We start from the raw sequence: 20709 nt of genomic DNA on the forward strand, positions 1-20709 counted from the left end.
GGAAAAAAGCAAAACTAAAAAATAAATTTTTAATTTTGACAAGGTCATCAATTGAAAACAAAAAATTTTCAATTCGATAAAAATTATAATACAAAAATTTATTTTTTCAAAGAAATTTTTTTCAAAGAAATTTTTTAGCACTGAAATCAAAGGTCCCGAGTGGAGGAAACACACTTTTTCCAAAAAAAAAAAAAAAATCCTTTCCCAAAAACCCAGTTCAGCACTAAAAACCAACCAAGTAACAAAAATTTTGCTATTTTTTCCAATTTATTGTATAATAATGTAATTATAAACCTCGAAAGGGATAATTCCACAACAAATATGAACAAACAAATTCGAAATAAAGTACTAATTCTCCTTGCCGGTCTGACCTTCATTGGAGTCACTGCTGGGGCGGGAATTGGTGTCCAAAAGGCGGCGCTTAGATCGTCTTATCTAAAGCAATTTGACAATGATAAATCCGAAAGCGCCCTAAATCCCGTTGCAAGTGAAACTGATTTGGCAAACGCAATTAGTAGTTTTAGTCTAAAAAAAGAATGAAGTACAATTTCAGCAACTCAAGCTTTTGATTTGCACAAAAACCCTTTGTATGCCTTTAAACTATCAGATGCAGTTGATTTTAGTAAGTTAGATAGCAAATTTGCTAATCTTTTCTTTAACGTTCAAGTTAATGAAAAAACCGCTGTTTCCGGTACTTCCATTAACAATTTAGTGGTTTTTGTTTTTGATAAAAAAAACAAAGAGCAAGTTGCAAATCGCGCCTTTAATCTTAATCTTTCTGGCTTTGCAGCTAGCGACAATCAGGCATTAAAAGATAATTTTGTTGACAAAAATTCCACTTTCGAAATAAATTACGACACCAATTTTCTCAAAAGAAATTTCCCAACCGGAGCAATTTTACCTTCCGCTTTTGCGATTAAGTTCCAAGATCAACTTATTAATAATTTAAGAGGGTTAGCCCCTGAGTCTTTTGTTGCACCCCAAGCAGTTGCTGAAAGAGTAAATGTTAGTGCTTTTAAAGACGCTGGGACAATCACCCAAGCAGGTGAAAATGGTCAAGCAAGCGGGGGATCTGGAGGTGGAACATCAACTGGTGGTTCAGGTGGTTCAGGTTCTTCAGTAGCGCCAGCAACACCAGCACCAGCGCCAGCAGATCCTGCACCAGCAGCGCCAGCACCAGAAGCGACACCAAAAGAGCCTGAGGTGGTTTTGCCAACAATTGAATCTTCAAAACTCAAAGAAGCTTTTACAAAAACACTTAAAGAATTTGGAAGTTTAAAATTAGTTTCTACTTCCGGTCTACAAAGTTTAATTTCTGATAATTATTCACTTTTGCCAGTAGCTTCAAAAAAATCTTTTGTCAAAATTGGTTATGATGATCAAAATGGAACAGCAACAATTAGCCTAAAACTAGTTGATAAAAATCAAAAAGAAAAGAATCTTGATTTAAACGTTAGCGGATTTACTTCACTAATTGAACTAAAAAATAAAATTACTGAAAAAGTTTTAAAAAATCAACTTTCTTACTTTAGTTTGTTGCCAAAAGTTGTTACTTATTTACAAAAAAACCCTAACTTTAAGATTGCAACAATTGCAAACGTTGATTTTGATCAGAAAATTTGAAAATTGTATCAGGATTACAGAGCAGCGTATACTGATGTAGCTAATTCTGACCCTAACACTAAAGAACAAAACTTGAAAAAAATGCTTAGTTTTGCTAATTTCAAGAAAGAAATTTTAAACCGTTTATCAAAAGAACCAGTTAAAATTGTTGAACCAAAACCTGAAGTAGATAAAGATGATCCTACTTTAAAAATTCCGGCTGAAACATTGCTTTCTGACAACACTCCAGCTACAATTACATTTTTTTCTGAACTCTTTCCCAAAAAAGCTTTACCATCTGGCGTTCCTTTAGCTGCGCCTGGCAAAGAATTATTCTACAAAACAAGTATAGAGTTTGAGAAAAAAATTGAAGAATTAATTAAACCCTACAGAGAAATTTATAGTGCGAGTGATTCAAGTTCTCATCCAAAAGATGGATCGGGAAATATTTTATCACCATCAAACTTTAAATTTTGGTTTAAAATTGCCAACACTAATAAATTTAATTTAGATGGCTATGATTTTAATTTTTCAGTTGCTAAATATTCAGAATCAGCACAAAAAAGCCCTGCGGACTTGCCAGTTAATATTGAAATTTACCCAAAAACTGATTTAAGATTACAAATTAATCCAAAAAATATTCAGTATTTGGATATTGATACTAAGCACCAAAAAGTTTATGATTTTGGTGCTGGAAATCTTGAAAAAAAAGAACATCCACTTGTTAAAGATCCATCATTGGCATGGTTTACACCAATTGAATCACCAACAGTTTTCTCAACAGTTGAATATTCTGGTTGATCTTTCCCTATTACTATCAATGCTTTAGGTCCTAAAGCGCAACAAGAACTAACAAAATTACTAGGGAATGATCATGAAACTGCACTTACAAATCAAGGTGAAAAACCTTGGTTTGTAAGTGATATTGAACAAATCTTTAAAAAAGCAAATCTAGAAAATTATCTTCAATTGTCAGGATCAGCGAAAACTGATGCCCAAAATTACCTTAAATCAGCTTTAAATGGTATCGCCGAGCAAGTTGTTTTACCGCCTGAACCAAAAAAAGAAATAAAGAAGGAAGACAAAGAGAAAAAAACTGAAGAAGAAAAAAAGAGCTCAACTCCTCCTTCAACCAGTGGAGCTGGATCAGCAGGGACAAGCAGATCAACAACAACTTCAACTGCTAGCACGCAACCAGTTTCAGCGCAACTTTTCCAAGAATCTCCAGCAGCTCCCGCTCCAGCGAAGCCAGCTGACCAACCGAAGATGTTGCCATTTGGTGACTATTTAATTAAATATCTTGATAAATTTGCAACTTATAAAGTTGAATCAGGACAAAAATTAGCAATTAAAGGTGAATATGATCCTGAAAATTTAAGTTATAATTTTGTTTTCCAAGTTTTGGATAGTAAAAATGAACCAATTGCTTCAATTCCGTTTAAATTACGTGGAGTTGGTGTTGATAATTATGCCTTTAAAAAATCATTAGCTTTTTCACCTGATGTTTTTGTGGACGGGCGCAGTGGAATTAAATATAATAAAAATCAAGCACAAGGATTAAGATCATTAAATGATTCAGGATTTTCTTATGTTGTTAATAATGAAAGTCAAAAAACCACCACCACTAATAATAAAGCAAATGTTTTAAATCAAAACGGAATTGCTGTACATTCACCTTTGACCTTTGATTATCAAAAAGCAGGTTCTGATTTGACAACACCATTAGGGCCAATTAATGATAAAAAAAGAACTTCTTTGACAACCTTAAGAAAAGGTGTTCTATACTTTGTTTTCACGCCAGAAGCAGTGCTTCGAGGTGAACAACTTTCATTTGCTCCTTATAAGTTGTTATCATCACCTGGCCGGAATGTAGCGAATTCAAACTTTGGATCATCAAGTTTGATGTTGATAAAACAGTATCCAACAGAGATCAAACAAAATCAAGGTATTTATAATTCAATAACCGAAACCGAAACCGTTACTAATAATAATTTGTTATTAGTTTGAAATGGGAAAGGTGTTGCTTCTTTGCAAGCAGGTCCAGATGATGTAATTGATAAATCAGGTGGGAGTGGTAATTTTATTGGAGGAATCAACAAAGGCTTTGTTGCTATCCATGATTCAAATGATAAAAATGATCAGTATAATCCAGAAATTACAAATCGACCTTGAAGTTTTGTTGCAAGAAAATCCCTTTTTGATTATAGTGTTGAAAAACCAGCAACTACTGATCAAAATACTAAAGATTTTTTCAAACTTAACAAGCAATTTGTTGAAAGATTTTTTAATAATATTTCTGATGCTGATAAATCCAAATTGAATCTCAACCTTCATAGTTTAGGGTCAAGCAAAAGCGATAAAAATAAATTAACTTTCCCTAATGGTTCTGAAAAATTCTTGCAAACCTGGCTATCTGATAATGAAAATATTAAACAATTTATAAAAAAATACCCAGATCAACTTGAATTTATTCAACAGCCACAAAAAAATAATGAATCTTTGGAAAATTATCTAGGGAAAACTTGGCTTTTAGAAGTTGTAATTACTGAGGACACGGTTAAATTTACAATTATTCCTGACTCAGCTGCAGCACAAAAACCAATTTGAACTTCAACATTCAAATCAGTTTTCAATGATCACAAATTAAATATTAATCCTTCAACACCAGTTGGTGCTCTATTTGGCCGTGGTTTTGATTATGGTCAAATTGGTGATAAATTAATTGATTTTGATAGCGATGGCAGTTATGAAACTGCAGAAAAAACAGGACAGCAATCAGGATTAACGACACGACCAGAAAATGGAATTACTTTTAAAGCTCTTGCTGTTTTCAAAGATGAAAACTTAGCGCGTGATGAAAAATCTCGAGTTGAATTACGAAAAGTATTTATGAAACAATACTTTAAATGGAATAAGTAAAGCCTTTTTTCCTATTTTTATTGCTTAAAAATAGGAAAAAAAATAAATTTTTATTGTATAATTTAATAAAATTAAATAAAGTTATATTTGCTTTAATTAAGGTAAAAATTTATTAATTTTGTTTAAATTTAAAATAAATTGTTAAAAAGTTAAAATTTAAAGCAAAAAAATATTGGAGATTTTATGAAAAATAAGAAATCATTATTAATTGGGGGAACAATTGCTACAGTTGTTGGTGCCGCTATTTTTGGCTCTGTTGTTGGTGTTAATTTACAAGCACGCTATCGAGGTTCAAATCCGGTTCAAGGCGTAGTTTCACACCTTCAACAAATTGATGGTGTTGCTTTTAAACCATCAGTTGCCCATTTTACTGACGATTATCAAACAGTTAAAAAAGCTTTGTTAAATGGGAAAACTTACAGTGTTGGCAGTCCTGATTTTGCTAATTTTGCTAATAAATTTGATTTTTTAACAAACAATGGGCACACTGTCTTTCATTTACCCACAAATTACCAATTAGTAATCCAAAAATTTGAAGCAGATGATGAAACTCAACGTTTTCGTCTTTCTTTTTATATTAAAGAAGTTTTAAAAGATGGTCAAGTTGCCCAATCACCAAGTAAATTTGTTTATCTTTCACCAATTGATGCTCCTAGATCGGCCTTGGCACAATATAGTGACATTGTTGAAACCAATTTTAAAAATGGCTTAGTTCCCAATTCGCTAAGCCATTTTTCTGCTACATCAGTAAAACCGCTTGGACTCACAAGAGCAAGTGACTTTGTTGAAAAAGTAAATAGTTTTGGCGAAACTCAACAATTTGTTGATTACCTAAAGAAATTTTTTGACATTGACAAGCTCAAAGCCAATATTCGTTTGCAAGCAACCGGATTTAGTTTTGCCAAAGATGATTTAGAAGAACCTTTTCAGTTTAGTTTTGTAAAAAATCCAACAAATGCTAATGAATTTGCTACTTTATTTAAAGAAGAAAACTTTGTTCGAGTTTATTTAAAAGCTGAATTTAATGAGCAAGCCAAATTTACTTTGCCTACTAAATACAAAAACAAAGATAATTTTACAATAATTGCCCTTGATTTAAAACCAAAAACTGCTGATGCTAAATCACTTTTCGCTGATCTTAGCGACTTAACAAACGAAATTGATGTTAATTTGCTTGATGCTGCTGATTATTACACAAGTAGCACGAATTTAGATGGCGCTGAAATTAAACCATTGGTTCCTTCTTTGCTTTCATTGATACAACGTGATGCTTTTAATCAAGGTAAATCTTCATTTCCAAAATTTTCTCTTTATAGTTATGATGCTTTTAATTTTTATAAACAATTGCAGGAATTAGTTGGTAACCAGTATGCAGTTAAGCAAGTTGTTGATGCAACTTTAACTCGTGGACTCACATTTTCCTTTGGAAAATACGATCAACTTTTCAAAGACTTGCGTAATCACTTAGATTATGAATTTTTGGTATCAGAAGCAAAAATTAAACAAAATTCTTTTTCAAAAAAACTTTTTGTGCAATTACCAATTAAAATTACCCTGAGATCAACTGTTTTAGGTGATTCTTATAAAGAATCTAAACCACTTTTTGAAAAAATTGTTAGTTTCAAACTTGATAATTTCCGTGATATTAACATTGATCAAGCCTTGGAAACACTTTATCCTGAGATCAAACAAGATCTTGAAGATGCTAAAAAACAACGCCAAGAAGCACTTAAAGTCGAAGCTTCAGGGCCAACCACAAATCTTAGCAGTCAAGATGGCAATAGTGAAATTTCTCAAGAATCTTTGATTCAGTGAGAAAAAGCTGCCAAAGACCAAGTTGCCATTGGTTCAAGTAAACTAAACCCATTTACATCATCTTCTGGAATAAAGCATGCCTTGTCAGCTGAAGTAGTTAAGAATTTAATTAAAGATAAAAAATATGATCAACTTGCTGAATTAATTAGTGATCCAACTACTTACAACGTTGATTTTAAAGTCAAATCACGTTTATTTGAAAAAAAATCAAGCGCGCCAACAATGGCGCAAGTTGATTCTGCTAAATTTGAAGTTGACACAAATGATCCAGTTGTTTATGGGCACATTTTTTCAGCATCAACTACTCTTTTCCCTAATAAAGCTTCGCTTTTTGCTTATTTCCGTTACTTATTGTCACTTTCACCAAGAGATGCAGTTTTCCAATTGGTAAAATTAGCCCAAAAAATGGGTCTTCAGTTAGAAAATATTGAAAATTTACCACAAAACCCTTCACTTGCTGATCTTAAAAATGTTATAATCAAAACTCCTTTTGATGGCAAAAGAACTGTTGAAGATTATATTGCCGATGATAGTAAAAATCCTGATTTTGCTTACAAAATGAAGATTTTTGACATCAATAATTATTATGTTAGCACTGAAAATAGTCCAAAATTTGGTCTCCCTTTGTTCTTGCCAGCAAACATTAAAACAACAACTGAAACAACACAACAAAATACATCAACTGAACTTTGATATCAACCAATTCTTAAAAAACTTGAAGTTGATAAAATTAATAATTCTCTTAAAGCTGGTGATTATTTAGAAAAATTACCTTATGAACTTTGAAAAACATTAGTTCGTAATAACGCTATTGATAACAAGGACAAGGTTGCCACAGAAATCTTTAATGATTATCAAAAAGCACTTACAGTTGTAAAACGGCCACTTTTTTGACAATATTGAGGTTCAGAATTTGAAAATCAAACTAGTTCTAAAGAATTGAATTTTTATTCTTCACCTTTCACTAAAGACAAATTTAAACCACTTGAAACACTTCAAGATTTAGTGCTTGCTTTTTATTCACAAGCAGCAATTACAGATAATTGAAGTGAATATCAAGATTCAGGTGCAAAGGTTTCAGTTATCTTTGAAGATGTTCAAGATGATGATCCAAATGATAATGTTATCCCCCTTAAATTTCACTATGCAATTGGTTTTAATGACAGTACAGGAAAATTTGTTGTTGATGTTGTCAAATCATCTTCAAGAACAATTTACTTACAAACTTCTGGACGTTCAAAAGCAGCAGTTGAAGCAATTGATAGTTTAAATCAGGTAATCCAAGATACACCATTGAACTTACGTTCATTTACAATTACAAAAGAAAAATTTGGTCATCTTTCTATTTTAGCAAACAATTTAGCGGCTAAATTCCGCCCAAAACAAGATGAAAAGGAAAACAATCTTGTTGATGAAGACGAACAAAACTGAAGAAATGACAAACCGCCAGTTGAAACACTTTCAAGTCCAAATACAAATAAACTAAATGTTAGTCTTGAAGCTGAAAATAATACTACAAATGTTACTGCTATCCCGGTAAAAGTTTCTACTTTTAGTGATATTGATCCTTCACCTTACTTTTCTGTTACTTTGTTCCAAGATAAAGAAAATAAAGAAGCTGGAAAACCAACAAAATCACCAGAACAACAAAAACTTGAAGGTCAAATCAAAGAAAAACTATCATCTTTATTAGGCCAAGATTTAGTTAAATATTTTGATCAATTTGACCCAAATGTTAAAATTGAAGTTTATAATTTTGAAACAACTGAAGATGGTCGTCTCAAAATTACACTAAAATTGTCGAAAACAATCACAGAAAATGGTAAATCCCAAGAAGTGATTTCGGATTACTATGCAACTATTTTTGTGCGTTCCCAACTGGCACCTGTGCCAGAACTTGCACAACATGTTCAAGTAAGTGATACAAAGTGAGCAAAAACTTATGATCCTAATAATCCTTATGCTGCTACAACAACAATTACTTTAAAATTTAAAGAAAATATTCCTCAAAAAGACAAAGATGGTAAATTACCTTCAGATTGACTAACAAGTGTACCAATTACAATTGCTCCAAGATTGTTTAGATTAGTTGCACAAAAAGCTGGAAATGATGAAAAATCTCCTAGTGATTCTAATGACTCAAACAAAACTACCCTTTTTGTCACTAAACCAGGTGAATTGCCAATTAATTTGTCACTTAATACTGCTTTAAATTCTAGCAAAGAAGTAACAATTGAAAATCTAAAACAAGTTGATGAAAAAACTTTAACTTTTGATTTAAAAACAATTAATTTAAAAAGATTAATTAATGCACCAATGGCAGTATCTTTGGATGCACCAATTGTATCAACTTCACTTTCCCCTTATCGATCAGCAGTATTAGCAACATTTAATTCCTTTATAGACTCTGATGCAGTTAATAACTTGTCGTTAGTTAGCAAAAAAGATGAAAAGAATAACAAAGAAATTTTTGAATTAAAACCAAAAATTATTGTTGAAGGCGCAATCCAAGCACCATGGAAGTCATTGATTCCTAACACTGATCTTGAGTTTAAAATACCTAAACAGTTAAATAAAATAACCACAAATGGTGATATATTATATATTGGCAAGGATCCTACAAAACAACCACCAAAAAAACCTGAACCTATTGAGAGTCAAACTGCTTTGTCAATTAAAATATATGATCCAAATAGTGAATTAAGTTACCTTGCAACTGGTGATTCAGATGAAATAAATTTAGCACAATTTGATTTTTTCAAACCTGATTCATCAGAACAAACTCCTAATTTATTAGGTATTGAAAAGGAAAAAAGAGGTTGAATTACAGTAAACCCTAATCAACAAGAACTTAAATTTAAAGAATCTTTTAATCTTACCTTAAATCGACCAGCAAAAGTTACTTATTATTCTGCAAGTGATTTTATCCTTGGTTTACATAGTAAACTTTCACCAACAGAAAAAAACGGAACTAAAACAGTTTATAGAAAATTAAAAACAAATGCAGCTAGTTGAGGAACTTCATATTTAAATTTGTGATATGGTGATGAAAAAATTAAATTGTTACCACAAACAATTCAATTAGATCTTGAAAACCTTGAATTCTTCTACAAAAATGAAGTAGCAGCTAATTTCAAATTACTACGTCCACACATGCGAAATTGGTGAAGCAACCTTAATGGATCAACTATTAATAAAGTTGAGGGTTGAGTAATAAAGGGTTATAAAAGTGCTGCAAAACCAGATACTACTACTACTACTACTACTCACAATCAAAGTCTTGTCGACCACGAAACTCGACAATTACTTAATAGTGGCAGCAGCAGCAACAAAACAACAATCTACATTGTTATTGGCGGTTTGCGTATGCAACTTCTTAAGTCAACTTTCAAACCAGAGTCAAGAAAATTTGTTGTAACAACAAACCCTCCATCACCACTTCATACTTATGATTTTGATTACAAAGATTACTGAATGGCTTTTGAAAATGAACATGGTCAATTAGCATTGTTGAAAGCAGAAGCTGAAGATCCAGAATCTGATACAAAAGAATCAAAAGGTTGGTATGTTTTCGAAACAACAATTCCAAAACATTTTTTCAAAACAAATATTCGTTTTATTGGTCTTACCAAATATCAAGCTGATAAAAATGTTTATGAATGGGTTCCAATTATTAATACAGGTGAACTACCTGATTATCGTAATAAAGGTAATACAAATTATGGTCAACTTGGTAATTGAAAAGACTTTAAGTTAACAAATAATGCTTTCCAAAATGTTTTTAAAGAAATCAACATTAAAAAACTAGATGAATTATCCTAATTTAATTCTTAAATTAAAAATTAATAAAAATAAATAGATATATTATAAAAACAAAGACACCTTTCTTGGTGTCTTTGTTTTTATAAATTAGTATATTAATTTCAGACACACCTTTCTTGTTGTGTCATAAATTCACAGTTGAACAGAAAATTAAATATATCAAAATTGCTGAATCTGAAGGGCTAAAACAGCAATTTTGCAACGAGAATTAATTAATATTATGATCAAAATTTCAAAAATACAACCGTTGCTTATCAAAAAAATTCATTTATTGAATGATATAACAACTCAAGACTTCAAAGTAGTTTATCATATAAAACTCCAAGTTTTATATGAGTTAATTAATTAAAATTTTTTTAAAAAAGAAGATGTTAAAAAAGATGTCTAATTTTTTATATTGATTTAAGATGGGGGTAATATGACAATAAATTAATCACCTTCTGGAAGTTCAGGGACCTTAAATGGTCCTAACATTTCATAATAGTTAATTGGATCATAAAGAATCGGTGATCCCGCCGTATTTGACATTGAAACAATTCAAGAAGATTTGCCATTTTGGTTTGAAAAATCATTTATTGGTTGTCTTTGATACCAATAATCTCAAGACGCATCTTTTACCATTATATTAGGATATTTTTCATCCTTACTCTTATTATTAATGTAAACAACTTTTCAAGTGTAACCATTGTATCTTGTTCCATAAGTTCCATCTTGACCAGTTCTAATAATTCAATTACTATTGCCACTTTCTAACCTTGGAAGTGCTCTATTTAGAAAAAAAATTGAATTTAAAACGCGATCATTTGTTGTTCATTCTGCATAAGAAGGAGCTGACCAAAATACTTTTGAGACATTTTTTTCAAATTTAATAATACGGGGGATCAGTTGTTCGTCACCCCTGCGGATTCATTCACCATATCTTGTCCCATCTCTAACAATAGAATCTGCATCATGTGGATCTTGCGACCTTGAATAAGGCATAATAAAGCCAGGGGTTCCATAAGGTGACTTGGCAATAAAAGAATAAAGATTTTCATTTGAATCCTGTGATTTTGTTTTAAATTGCAAGGAAATTGGTAAATTAATGATTCCGCCTGCTGGGTACCAAAGTTTTTCACCTTCAAGTGATTTTGGCACACGAAAACCACCCGTATTTGAATTAATTCTTCAATAAAGAGTTAAGTATTTAATACTCTTTTCAAGATTAGTTTTTGTTCTAACTGCAACTGGTGGGCCTGGAATTTTTACAGTTTGTAATGACTGTGTCCAGGCTCGACCAGTAATGGTCTGATTATCGGGTTTATTTAAACCTTTATTAATATCACTTTTATCCTCCCCGTTATTAACAATTACTTTTAGCCAATCTTGTTCCTTATAAGGGGTTAAGTGTGGAAATTCACCAAAAGGATTATATTCTTTTCCAGTTGGTTGAATCAACCCGTTTGGATCATAAATTGCATAAGTAAATCCCATAAGTCCTGGGTTCATATAATCAACATTTATTGGCGTTACAATTGCGGCTTGACTTGTTAATCTAAATGTAATTGATTGTTGTTGTTGTTGTTGTGAACCTGATTGTGAAGTTGAGCGTTCTTTTGTTGGATCAAGATGGTAATTATTTACATTTTTAATTGTTATTTTAACTTGTGCCCCAATTATGGATTTTAAATTTGTGGGTTGTATTTTTAAACTTGCTGTTACAGTTTCAGGATCCCATTTTAAATCAGAAATGGTAAGATAGCGCTTGAATTTAGTGATTTCACGTTCAACTCGCAAAGGTGAATAACCCTGAGTAGCTTCACTTTGAAAATCTGGAGTATTATCACTAATAATACTACTACTATAGCTATGATGAGGAATTAATTCTAATTTCAGGTTATTTTTTAACCAGTCAATATTAATTGCTGTTGCTGCTTCCTTGTTGAATTTAATGTAAATTTGTTCACCTTCATAATAATCATATCTGATTGGATGTGACCATCCACTTTCAAGTTTTACTGGAATGTTCAAAGGAGCAAAATAGATTTTATCAGGACTACTTTTATTAATAGGTAATCCTTCAACATCTTTAAGAAATTTAAGTAATTCTTCAGTTGGTTTAAGACCACTTATTTTATGATTTTCTTTAACTGCACTATCAAGAGGCTCAGCACTAGTTACTTCATAAATAGCACCCGGATCAAGATTTGAAATATTAAAAGTTAATTTTTTGGTTTTTGTATTTATTAAAACAGGAAGTGAAGTATTTTCAATACTTTCAGCAAAAACAGTTGGAAAAATCTTTTTATATTTTAGTACAAAAGGAACATCAGCAATTGATTGGGCTTGCTTTTCATCTTTTAATTCAATTTCAATATTTACACTTGTTGTTGAAATTGGTGTTAATGTTACGGGGTTACCAGAAGTAGCAAGATTTAATTTTTTTGCTGTTGTCCGAAACTTACGCAAAGATTGTTTTGCCCCTGATTGAATTTCTGGGGCAAATGCTACTGTAAGATCTTCTGAAGGCGAGTTAACACTTTGTGTTGTCCCTTTGCTAATTTTCAAAGTTAAATCTTTGTATTCAGTGTATTGCTCAAGACTATTAAATTTAAATTCAAGGCAATTGTCAGATGGGCCTTGACAAGAATTTGATTCTTTTTGACCTTCCTTGTTGCTAGAACTAGAACTAGAACTAGAAAGTTTAGGTGTTAAACCTGCATCATTCAGGTCTTTTGTCCATCCTTCTAGTTTGATTGTTGCTGAATCATCTTCAATATTTTTTGCTTCAATATTACTAATAAGTGGCTGTGTAATAAAATCAAGGGTGACAGTTGCACTAGCAGCAGCAGCACGTTTTTTGCGGAGTTTAGCAGCAGTTTTCCATCCAGAAGTCAGATTAGGATTTTTTACTTTTGATTTTTCATCAATTTTTAGATCAACAGTTTTGGAAGTCAGCGCTTTAATTGTGTATTTTCGCCCTGGTTCAAGAACATTTCTAAAATTGAAACTAGCTTCGAGTTTATCTTGTTGTTGTTGTTGGATAGTCGCTGTTGCTCCAATTGATTGGGAATTATCAGATTTTTGCAAATACAAAGTAACATCATCATCTTTTAGGAAAGCATCATCTTTGTCAAATACTAATTTAATTTCAGCAGAATCAGTTGTCACATTGGATATTTGCGTTTCAACTAATTTTGCATTTTCAGCTTTTGAATAAAATTTTCGTTGAAGTGCATTTTCATTTTTAATTGGGGTGTCAAATTCGATTTTTTGTTGCGACTGTTTGTTTTTAATTTCTTCAATTATATATTGCTTTGCTTTTTTAAGATCTTTATTTACTGAAAATTTAACAGTTGAAACGCCTTGTGAAGCTGCTGTTAGTTGGGCTTCAGCTTTTACATTTTTTGAACTACTCCAGCTTGAAGGTATATATTTGTTTCCAAAAGTTTCATTAAGTTTAGCTTTTAGCTCTATTTGCTGATTATTTAGTTCACCATTATTATTGTAAAATTCAACAGTAACATCGGTTTGACCTTCTGAAACTGCTTCATACTGAATTGCTTTGACAGCATTTGCTGTTTTTAATTCAATAGTACTTTTATTTGTTGGTGGTGTGACTGTTAATCTTTGTGGCAAACGCACAGCAAAATTATTTTGAACACCTTCTTTAAGTGTAAAAATATAATCTTTAATTGTATATTTATCTCCAGGGATTAAACCTTTGGCTTCAAGGACGATTTCAGCTTGTTGTGTTCCTGAAGCTCCTGAAGCTCCTGAAGCTCCTGAAGCTCCTGAAGTAGTTATATCCTTTTTCTCAGTATAAAATAATTTTTTCTCTACTGATTCAAGTTCTAATTGGATATTGTATTTATCTTTTAGGAAATTTAGATCACCAGGATCAAGACTAATTTTAAAGTAACCAGAAGTTAATTCAGGGGTGTTTTTTGTTTGTCCATTAACATTAATATTTGCACTAGCAGTTGTTGAAGTTGTTGCGGTTGTAATTTTTGTGGTTTCAATTGTTGTATTTACAATTGTTTGCCATTTTTCTGATTCAGTAGTTGTTGTTTTTTTGTCACTTGGTTCAATTTTTTCCTTATCAAGATAAAGACTTAAAGGGGTTGCAGACCCACCATTTTTTGGGGTTAAACTAATTTCATCAATTAAATATCAAGAACCTTTTTCAAGATCTGTAAGATCAAATTCTAAACGTGTTATTCCGTAGTTTTCTTCATTTGAACGTAAGTTAGCTTGCTGATTTTGCTCCACTTTTACTGTAACTGTGTCTGCTTCTTTTTGATTAGCTGCTTCACTTTTTTTATCATCCGGATCTCGTCATCCGTAACTATTTGAATTATTATCCAATTTTTTATATTTAATAGTTGCCTTGTGATTAGAAAAATCTAATTTTTGAGAATTTTCAACAGTAAGAATTAATTTAATTGATGTTTCCGAAGGAATATAGGTCATCTTGGTTATTAATGGTGCTGTATTAAAACTAAATGAAGGTGCTGGTGATGCAGCTTGAGCAGCAACTGTTACTGGAACTGCCGCACTTGGATCAGGAACAATAATTTTAACTTGTTGTTTTTCGTCTTCAAGACCAATTATTGTGTGTTTTGCACCTGCATCCAAATTATCAAGTTCAAATTCATAATAATAAGTTGCTCCATTAGGTTGGACGTTGTTTCAATTAGTTTGGGGAGATGTAGTGTCACTAGCTACTAATTTAGCATCAACTGCAGTGTCTGTTTCCTTTGAAATCCCTTGTTTTGAAGATTTATATTTTAATTTTAATTTAGTTTGTTTTTCTTGTAAAGGTTTATCATCTTTGGCAAAGAAAACTTTAACTTTGGCTTTTGACCAAGGTTTTGGTGTTGTTGTTGTTGAATTATCTAACTGATAAGTGATCCCCAAAGCTTTTGCAGTTTCAAAGGTGGTTTGGAATTTTTTAATTTCTTCAGCTGTTGCAGAATTAGAACTGCTTTGCGCTTCTTTGATTTTTTCATCATCAAAACTAATATCTTGTTCAGTTTGAAACTGGGTTGCATCTGGATTAGTTCCTGGACTTTTAGTGTCTTGACCAAAAACTAATTTTGAAATAGTATATTCAGTATTTTTTGATAAACTATCTAATTTAAATACAACTTTTGATGTTTTTCCGTTTTCATCAGCAATAATTGTTTCTTCTTTTTCTATATTAGAACTTGTTGAATGAGTAAATGTTCCTTTTACTTTTTTACCAACAAATGAACCATTTGGATCATCAATTACTAATTCAATGACAGCGGATGTTTCTGCAATGTGTTTTTTTCTAATTGCAACTATTTTAGTATTTGTATAAAAACTTCTTTTGGCAATAGTAACTGATTCATCAATTTTAACTGGCGGAAGGTCAAGATTTTTGAATAAAGGTGTTTGTGATTTTTCATCAGCAAATTCAAGTGAGTCAACAACATATTTACCTGGTTCACTAATGTTGTTTATTGTTACTTCAACACTAGGTTCTTGTTGTCCAGTTTGTAAAGTTGAATTAAAATTATTTTTATCAAGTTCGACAGTTTGTCCCAAACCTTTGGGATTGACATAATTAACTTTTAGTTTATTATATTTTTCTAAGAAGGCTTTGTACTTTTCATCAAATTTAATTGTTAATTTTGCCTGGTTCTGACTAAAATCTGGTTTGATTTCAACAGATTTTACTTCAACTTTTGCAGGGTATGTTAAAAATGCCCTTTTTTCATTGGCTTCAGTAGAATATTTAAATAGACCCTCATTTTCTGAGTTTGAAAAATCTGGTTTACTAAAGACTTGATCCACATTATTATTTGCATCATAGGCAATTTTAGTTATATAATACTGGGCAAAAGGTTCAAGATCAGTCAGCGTGAATTTAAATGTTGTGTTTTGGTTTAGATCATCTTCAGGAGAGGTTTTGTCAGAACCAAGGGCTTGCGCTGAAGTTGAAGGCCCTGTTAGCACAGCCTCAACTTCTTGAATAGTTTCTTTTGCATCTTTACCATCGGCTACTTTTTTATATTTAATTTTTGCCTTAATGGTTTTTTTGTTTTTAAAAACTTCACCAACGTCTTTTAAGGTTAAAAGAAAATCGTAATTTTCGGGGTTTTTTTCATTTCTAAACTGTAGAATTGAATTAACAATTGGCAAAGTAGCAAATTTTTTGTTTTCTTCATGAACTTTTGCTTCATCAAAATAAAAGTTAATTGGTGACACTGGTTGTGTTGCTTGTCTTCGACGTCGAGCTGAAGCAGCTGCTTCATTTTTAATTTTGATAATTTGATAGCCGCTTCCGCCTTCAAGGCTTGTTAAACTAGCGCTAAATTTGATTTCAGTGTCAGATATAGAAACAAAACTTAAATTTTTTTCAAATTCTTTGTGATCACCAATTTTATAATAAACTAATTTTAATTTATCTTTAAAATCATTGTGACCTAAATATTTGTCTTTTGGATCAAAAATAACATCAATGCTTGCTGAATTATCTTTTTTATCATGCTTTTCAATCCTGATGATCTTAGCTGAATCGGGTTTGATAATAAAACTTTGACCAAATTCTTTCTCCCCATTTCCGTCAATAGATCCTTCAATTTTGGTGTTTGTTGACAAATCTTGAAGTTTAACCGCAAAGTCAAAATCAGTTTTTTGGGTGCTTTCCTTAACAGTTTGATCATTTTCGCTTGACCAGGTAACGGTTTCTAACTCATAAGTAGCATTTTTTTCAAGATTTTCTAATTCAAAACTAATTTTTGAATTTTTTGCAGTTGCTTCTTTTTCAACAATTTCAGCAGTGGTTTCACCATTTCCACTAGTTATTTTTTTAAGTTTTATTTTAACACTACGGTTTTCAAACCCGCCCTGATTATCTTTTCGTCCGGCAAGTGGATCCTTGATAGTGAAATTAGCCACATATTTGGTTTCAGTCACCTTATTAATTGAATAGGAAATTATTTCTGGTTTGGTTGCAAAATAGAGTTTATTAATAACTTCTGGCACACTTGTTTGCTGATTATTACTTGTTTGTGATTGATCAGCAAATTTAAAAGTTTTTAGTCTTTTAGGTGCATTTTCGACCTGAGAAGTTATATCTTCAACCTTTGTAAGCATATATAAACTTCCTGGAGTTAGCGCTTGATTGCTGATATCTAAAGTCAATTGTGGCTGCGCTGAAGTTAATTGCGTATTTCTTCTTGATCTTGAAGGTGAAAACTCTTTTTGAGCAGTGATAATTTGACCTGTTTGTGAATTTTGGAAATAAAATTTTAACTGTCTTTTAATTTGTGTGTTTGTTTGACTTGTTAAAAAAGTTTCTGAAGGATCAAATTTAATTGTAACATTTGCGCTATTATTATCAGATTTATAGGAGACATCAACAATTGTCGCAGATTCTGCATCAAGAGTAAATTCCTTTTGAATCAAGTTTGTTTGTGGTTGTTGTTCAAATCCTGCAACTTCATTTTCATTCTGAGTCTGAACTTTTTGAGTTTGACTTATTACTTTCATTTCCTTGATTTCATAATTTCCTGCTTTTTGTAGTCCATTTATTTCAAAAATGGCAATCCCATTAGCAATTTGTGCCTCATAAAAAGTGTTTTGGTTTTGACCAGATGAACTATTTTTTTGTTCAAGCTTAATTTTCAAATACTTATTGTTTCAATTTGCAGCTTTATCATTTATTTTTACAACAATTCTTGCTGAAGTTTCAGAAGTTGAAGTTGTTTTGATTGCTTGAAGATTTGGCGTTGGTGAGAAAAATTGTTTTTCAAAACCAGCTTCAGTTTTTGGTGATTTGTCAAAAATAAATGTAAATTTATCCTTAACAAGACCTAGATTATTTCTAATATTTGTTGTTTTGCCTTTTAAAACCAAGGATTCAATTATATATTTGTCGCCTGGATTTAGACCATCTAACTGAAAACTTACAGTTTTCGATTCTGCATCAATTGTTGCTTCACTTGTATTAAACAAGCTTTCATTTGATAAATTTTTATAATTTAAAGTTATTTCTTTTGAGGTTAAATAATTGTCAATTTTATCAAAAGTTAATTTTAAAGTTAAACTTGAAGTTTGAATACTTTCAATATCGATTTTTGTTATTTTTCCAGTTTGTGCTGTTGTAACAAAAGATTTTGCCTGTTCTAAAGTCGTTGCTGAAGTTTCAAGGACATCAATTTCCTCTTCAGTTTCTTGAATTTGACTTTGAACATTGACAAAAACCGGATCAAGACTTCTTTTGAAACGAGTTGAAAAAATTATTGGCAAAAGATTATTGTGTGTTGCAGGATTTTTTTCAAATTTAACTGTTTTAATTTTGTATTTTCGGGCCTTGGCTAAATTTGTAAATGTAAACTCATAAATTCCGTTCAAACTTACTTGCTCAAGTTTAGTGATTTCCTGTATTGTTTCAGTTTGTTGATTTTTTTGTTCACTATCAGGTTGTTTTTCAATTTCAACAGTAACCTTTTTACCAACAGTGTATCTTCCTTGATCTTTTAGCACCAACTTTACTTTCGCTACTGTTTCCACTGAGGTGTCAATTTCGATATTTTTAACAACAGGTGAAGTTGCAATTATTTGGTCTTTGTAAAAATCAAGTTCATCAAGATAAATATCAACTTTTTGTTTTAAACCGTTAGTTTCAGTATCAAGAACATGTTCAAAACCAAGAATAACATATTGCTGTCCATTTTCAAGTTGTGTTAGTTCAAATTCAACTTTTTGAGTTTCAACATTCTTTGTTGCTTGAACTACCTCTTCGCGAATAACATCATCGCCATTGTATTTTTTATAGCGAACTTTTAATTTATGTTTGTTTAAGAAATCATCAAGTTTTTCACTATTAGTTTTGTTGTTAATTTTGAATTCTTTTTCAAAATTAACTGCGAATTTTGCTGTGTTTTTTGTTCTTTCTAGTAATTTTAGAGCAGTAACATTTGCTGTTTTTGGAACAGTTTCAAATTGTTTTTTGTCTTCTTGATCAAGCAATTTATCCTTGAAAGGAATAGTTATTTTTTGATTCTGAACATTTTGGAAATTAGTTGAATTTAGATCACGACGTGTTCGTGATCTAAATTGAGTTGTCGCCACAGGTTGTTGATTTTTATCAATGATTTCCAAGGATTTTTCATCAATTTGGTAAATTCCTTGTTTGTATAAGTTTGTGATATCAAAGCGGATTCGTGATCCAACAACAGGAGCTTCAATTGTTCCTTGCTTTTCCTGAGCACTTTGTGCTTCATTATCAGAATTATTTTTCTTAATTAATTTATAAGTTAATCTTGCAGTTTTGCCATTGTATTCACCTTTTGCATCAGCAAGAATAAAAGTTGCAATCACTCTTTGCTCATAGGAATTATCGTAACCTAGTTCAATAATTGCGCTTGTGGTGTAAAAGTGCGCTTGTTTTTCATCAAATTTATTTGAAGGATCGCCTGGATCGCCAAATAAAATATTTCTTTCTGAAGTAATTTTTTCAGTTTCATTTGGGTCATTTGAATCAAATTGTTGCTGAATTACCACAGAATTTATGTTGTATTTAGAACCAATTTCAAGATTATCAATTGAAAAAGTTAATGAATTATCTGATTGACCTGATTGACCTGATTGACCTGATTGACCTGATTGACCTGATTGACCTGATTGACCTGATTGACCTGATTGACCTGATTGACTTGTTTTATCAGTTGAAACTGATAAAAGTTTGGAAGTTCCTGCAAGAGTGTAATATAAAACAACTTTGTTATTACCGATTTTGTTGTATGTTTGCGGACTAAAAGTAACTTTAATTTGTGCTTTTGTTTGTTCTTCTTTAATATTTTCAATTTTATTTAACACTAAAGGCGCGTGCACACCAAAGATTTTTTGCGCTTGTGTAATTGATTTTGAGACTTTTAGAATATCAGAATCACCTTTTGATGATGCATAATCATCAATTTCGATTGATTTGATTAGGTAATCTTGACCTTTTTGGAGGTTGCTTACTTCAAGATTGGCAATAATTGAATTATTTTGGATTTCAGCATCAACTGTTTTTGTTTGCCCGGCCTGGTTTTAATTCAAGATAAGTAATTTTTGCTTTTTTTAGAGTTTTATTGATGTTTTAATTGCAATGTTTAAATTAATTGAAGTATCTGATTTTTGGGTGTAATTAATTGATGAACAGCTGGCAAAGTTGTTCAATTAAGTTTATTGGCGCTGATGTTAGGTCCAAAATTCAAGTATAATTTATTCACATATTCTGCTTTGGAATCAGCAATTCCAATTGAATTAATTACATAATTAGTACCTGCTTCCAGGTTAATTAAGTCTCAAGTTAGTACTAATTTGTTATCATTGATTTTAAAGGCTTGGGCCTGTGATTTAATTAGGTTGCTTGAACCAGCAACTTTAAAATATAATGTAGCGATTTTGTCTTTAATAAAATCATCAACTGAATCTAACATGATGCTTACACGGGCAAAATTTTCTGCAACTTTGTCAATGTTAATTGACTCAATTTGGGCACTTGTTGCTTGTGTAAAGAATTTTTTTTGCTTTTCATCAAAGTTTTTA

General features: G+C 31.3%; 4 protein-coding genes. 2 read left to right on the forward strand and 2 right to left on the reverse strand.

The genetic code is table 4. From position 1 onward, the window contains the following. Nucleotides 1-321: 321 nt before the first annotated feature. Together IM807_RS04440 and IM807_RS03350 are read left to right on the forward strand one after the other, a co-directional pair. On the forward strand, nucleotides 322-4521 hold the full coding sequence (locus IM807_RS04440) for a P110/LppT family adhesin N-terminal domain (RefSeq protein ID WP_196363140.1): 4200 nt from the start codon (nucleotides 322-324) through the stop codon (nucleotides 4519-4521). 183 nt (nucleotides 4522-4704) lie between these two features. Continuing rightward, a complete protein-coding gene (locus IM807_RS03350) occupies nucleotides 4705-10158 on the forward strand; it encodes a P97 family adhesin (protein ID WP_196363141.1) in 5454 nt (1817 codons plus the stop codon). 429 nt (nucleotides 10159-10587) lie between these two features. Here IM807_RS03350 and IM807_RS03355 read toward each other — a convergent pair whose 3' ends face one another. After that, the gene (locus IM807_RS03355; RefSeq protein ID WP_196363142.1) at nucleotides 10588-19992 is read right to left on the reverse strand and encodes a hypothetical protein; all 9405 of its coding nucleotides are present in this window, start codon (nucleotides 19990-19992) and stop codon (nucleotides 10588-10590) included. A gap of 278 nt (nucleotides 19993-20270) precedes the next feature. Beyond that, nucleotides 20271-20709: hypothetical protein (locus IM807_RS03360; protein ID WP_196363143.1), on the reverse strand; the 439-nt coding region annotated here is incomplete at its 5' end.

It is taken from the genome of Mycoplasma sp. 'Moose RK' (assembly GCF_015708155.1).
Classification (GTDB): domain Bacteria; phylum Bacillota_I; class Bacilli_A; order Mycoplasmatales; family Metamycoplasmataceae; genus Mesomycoplasma.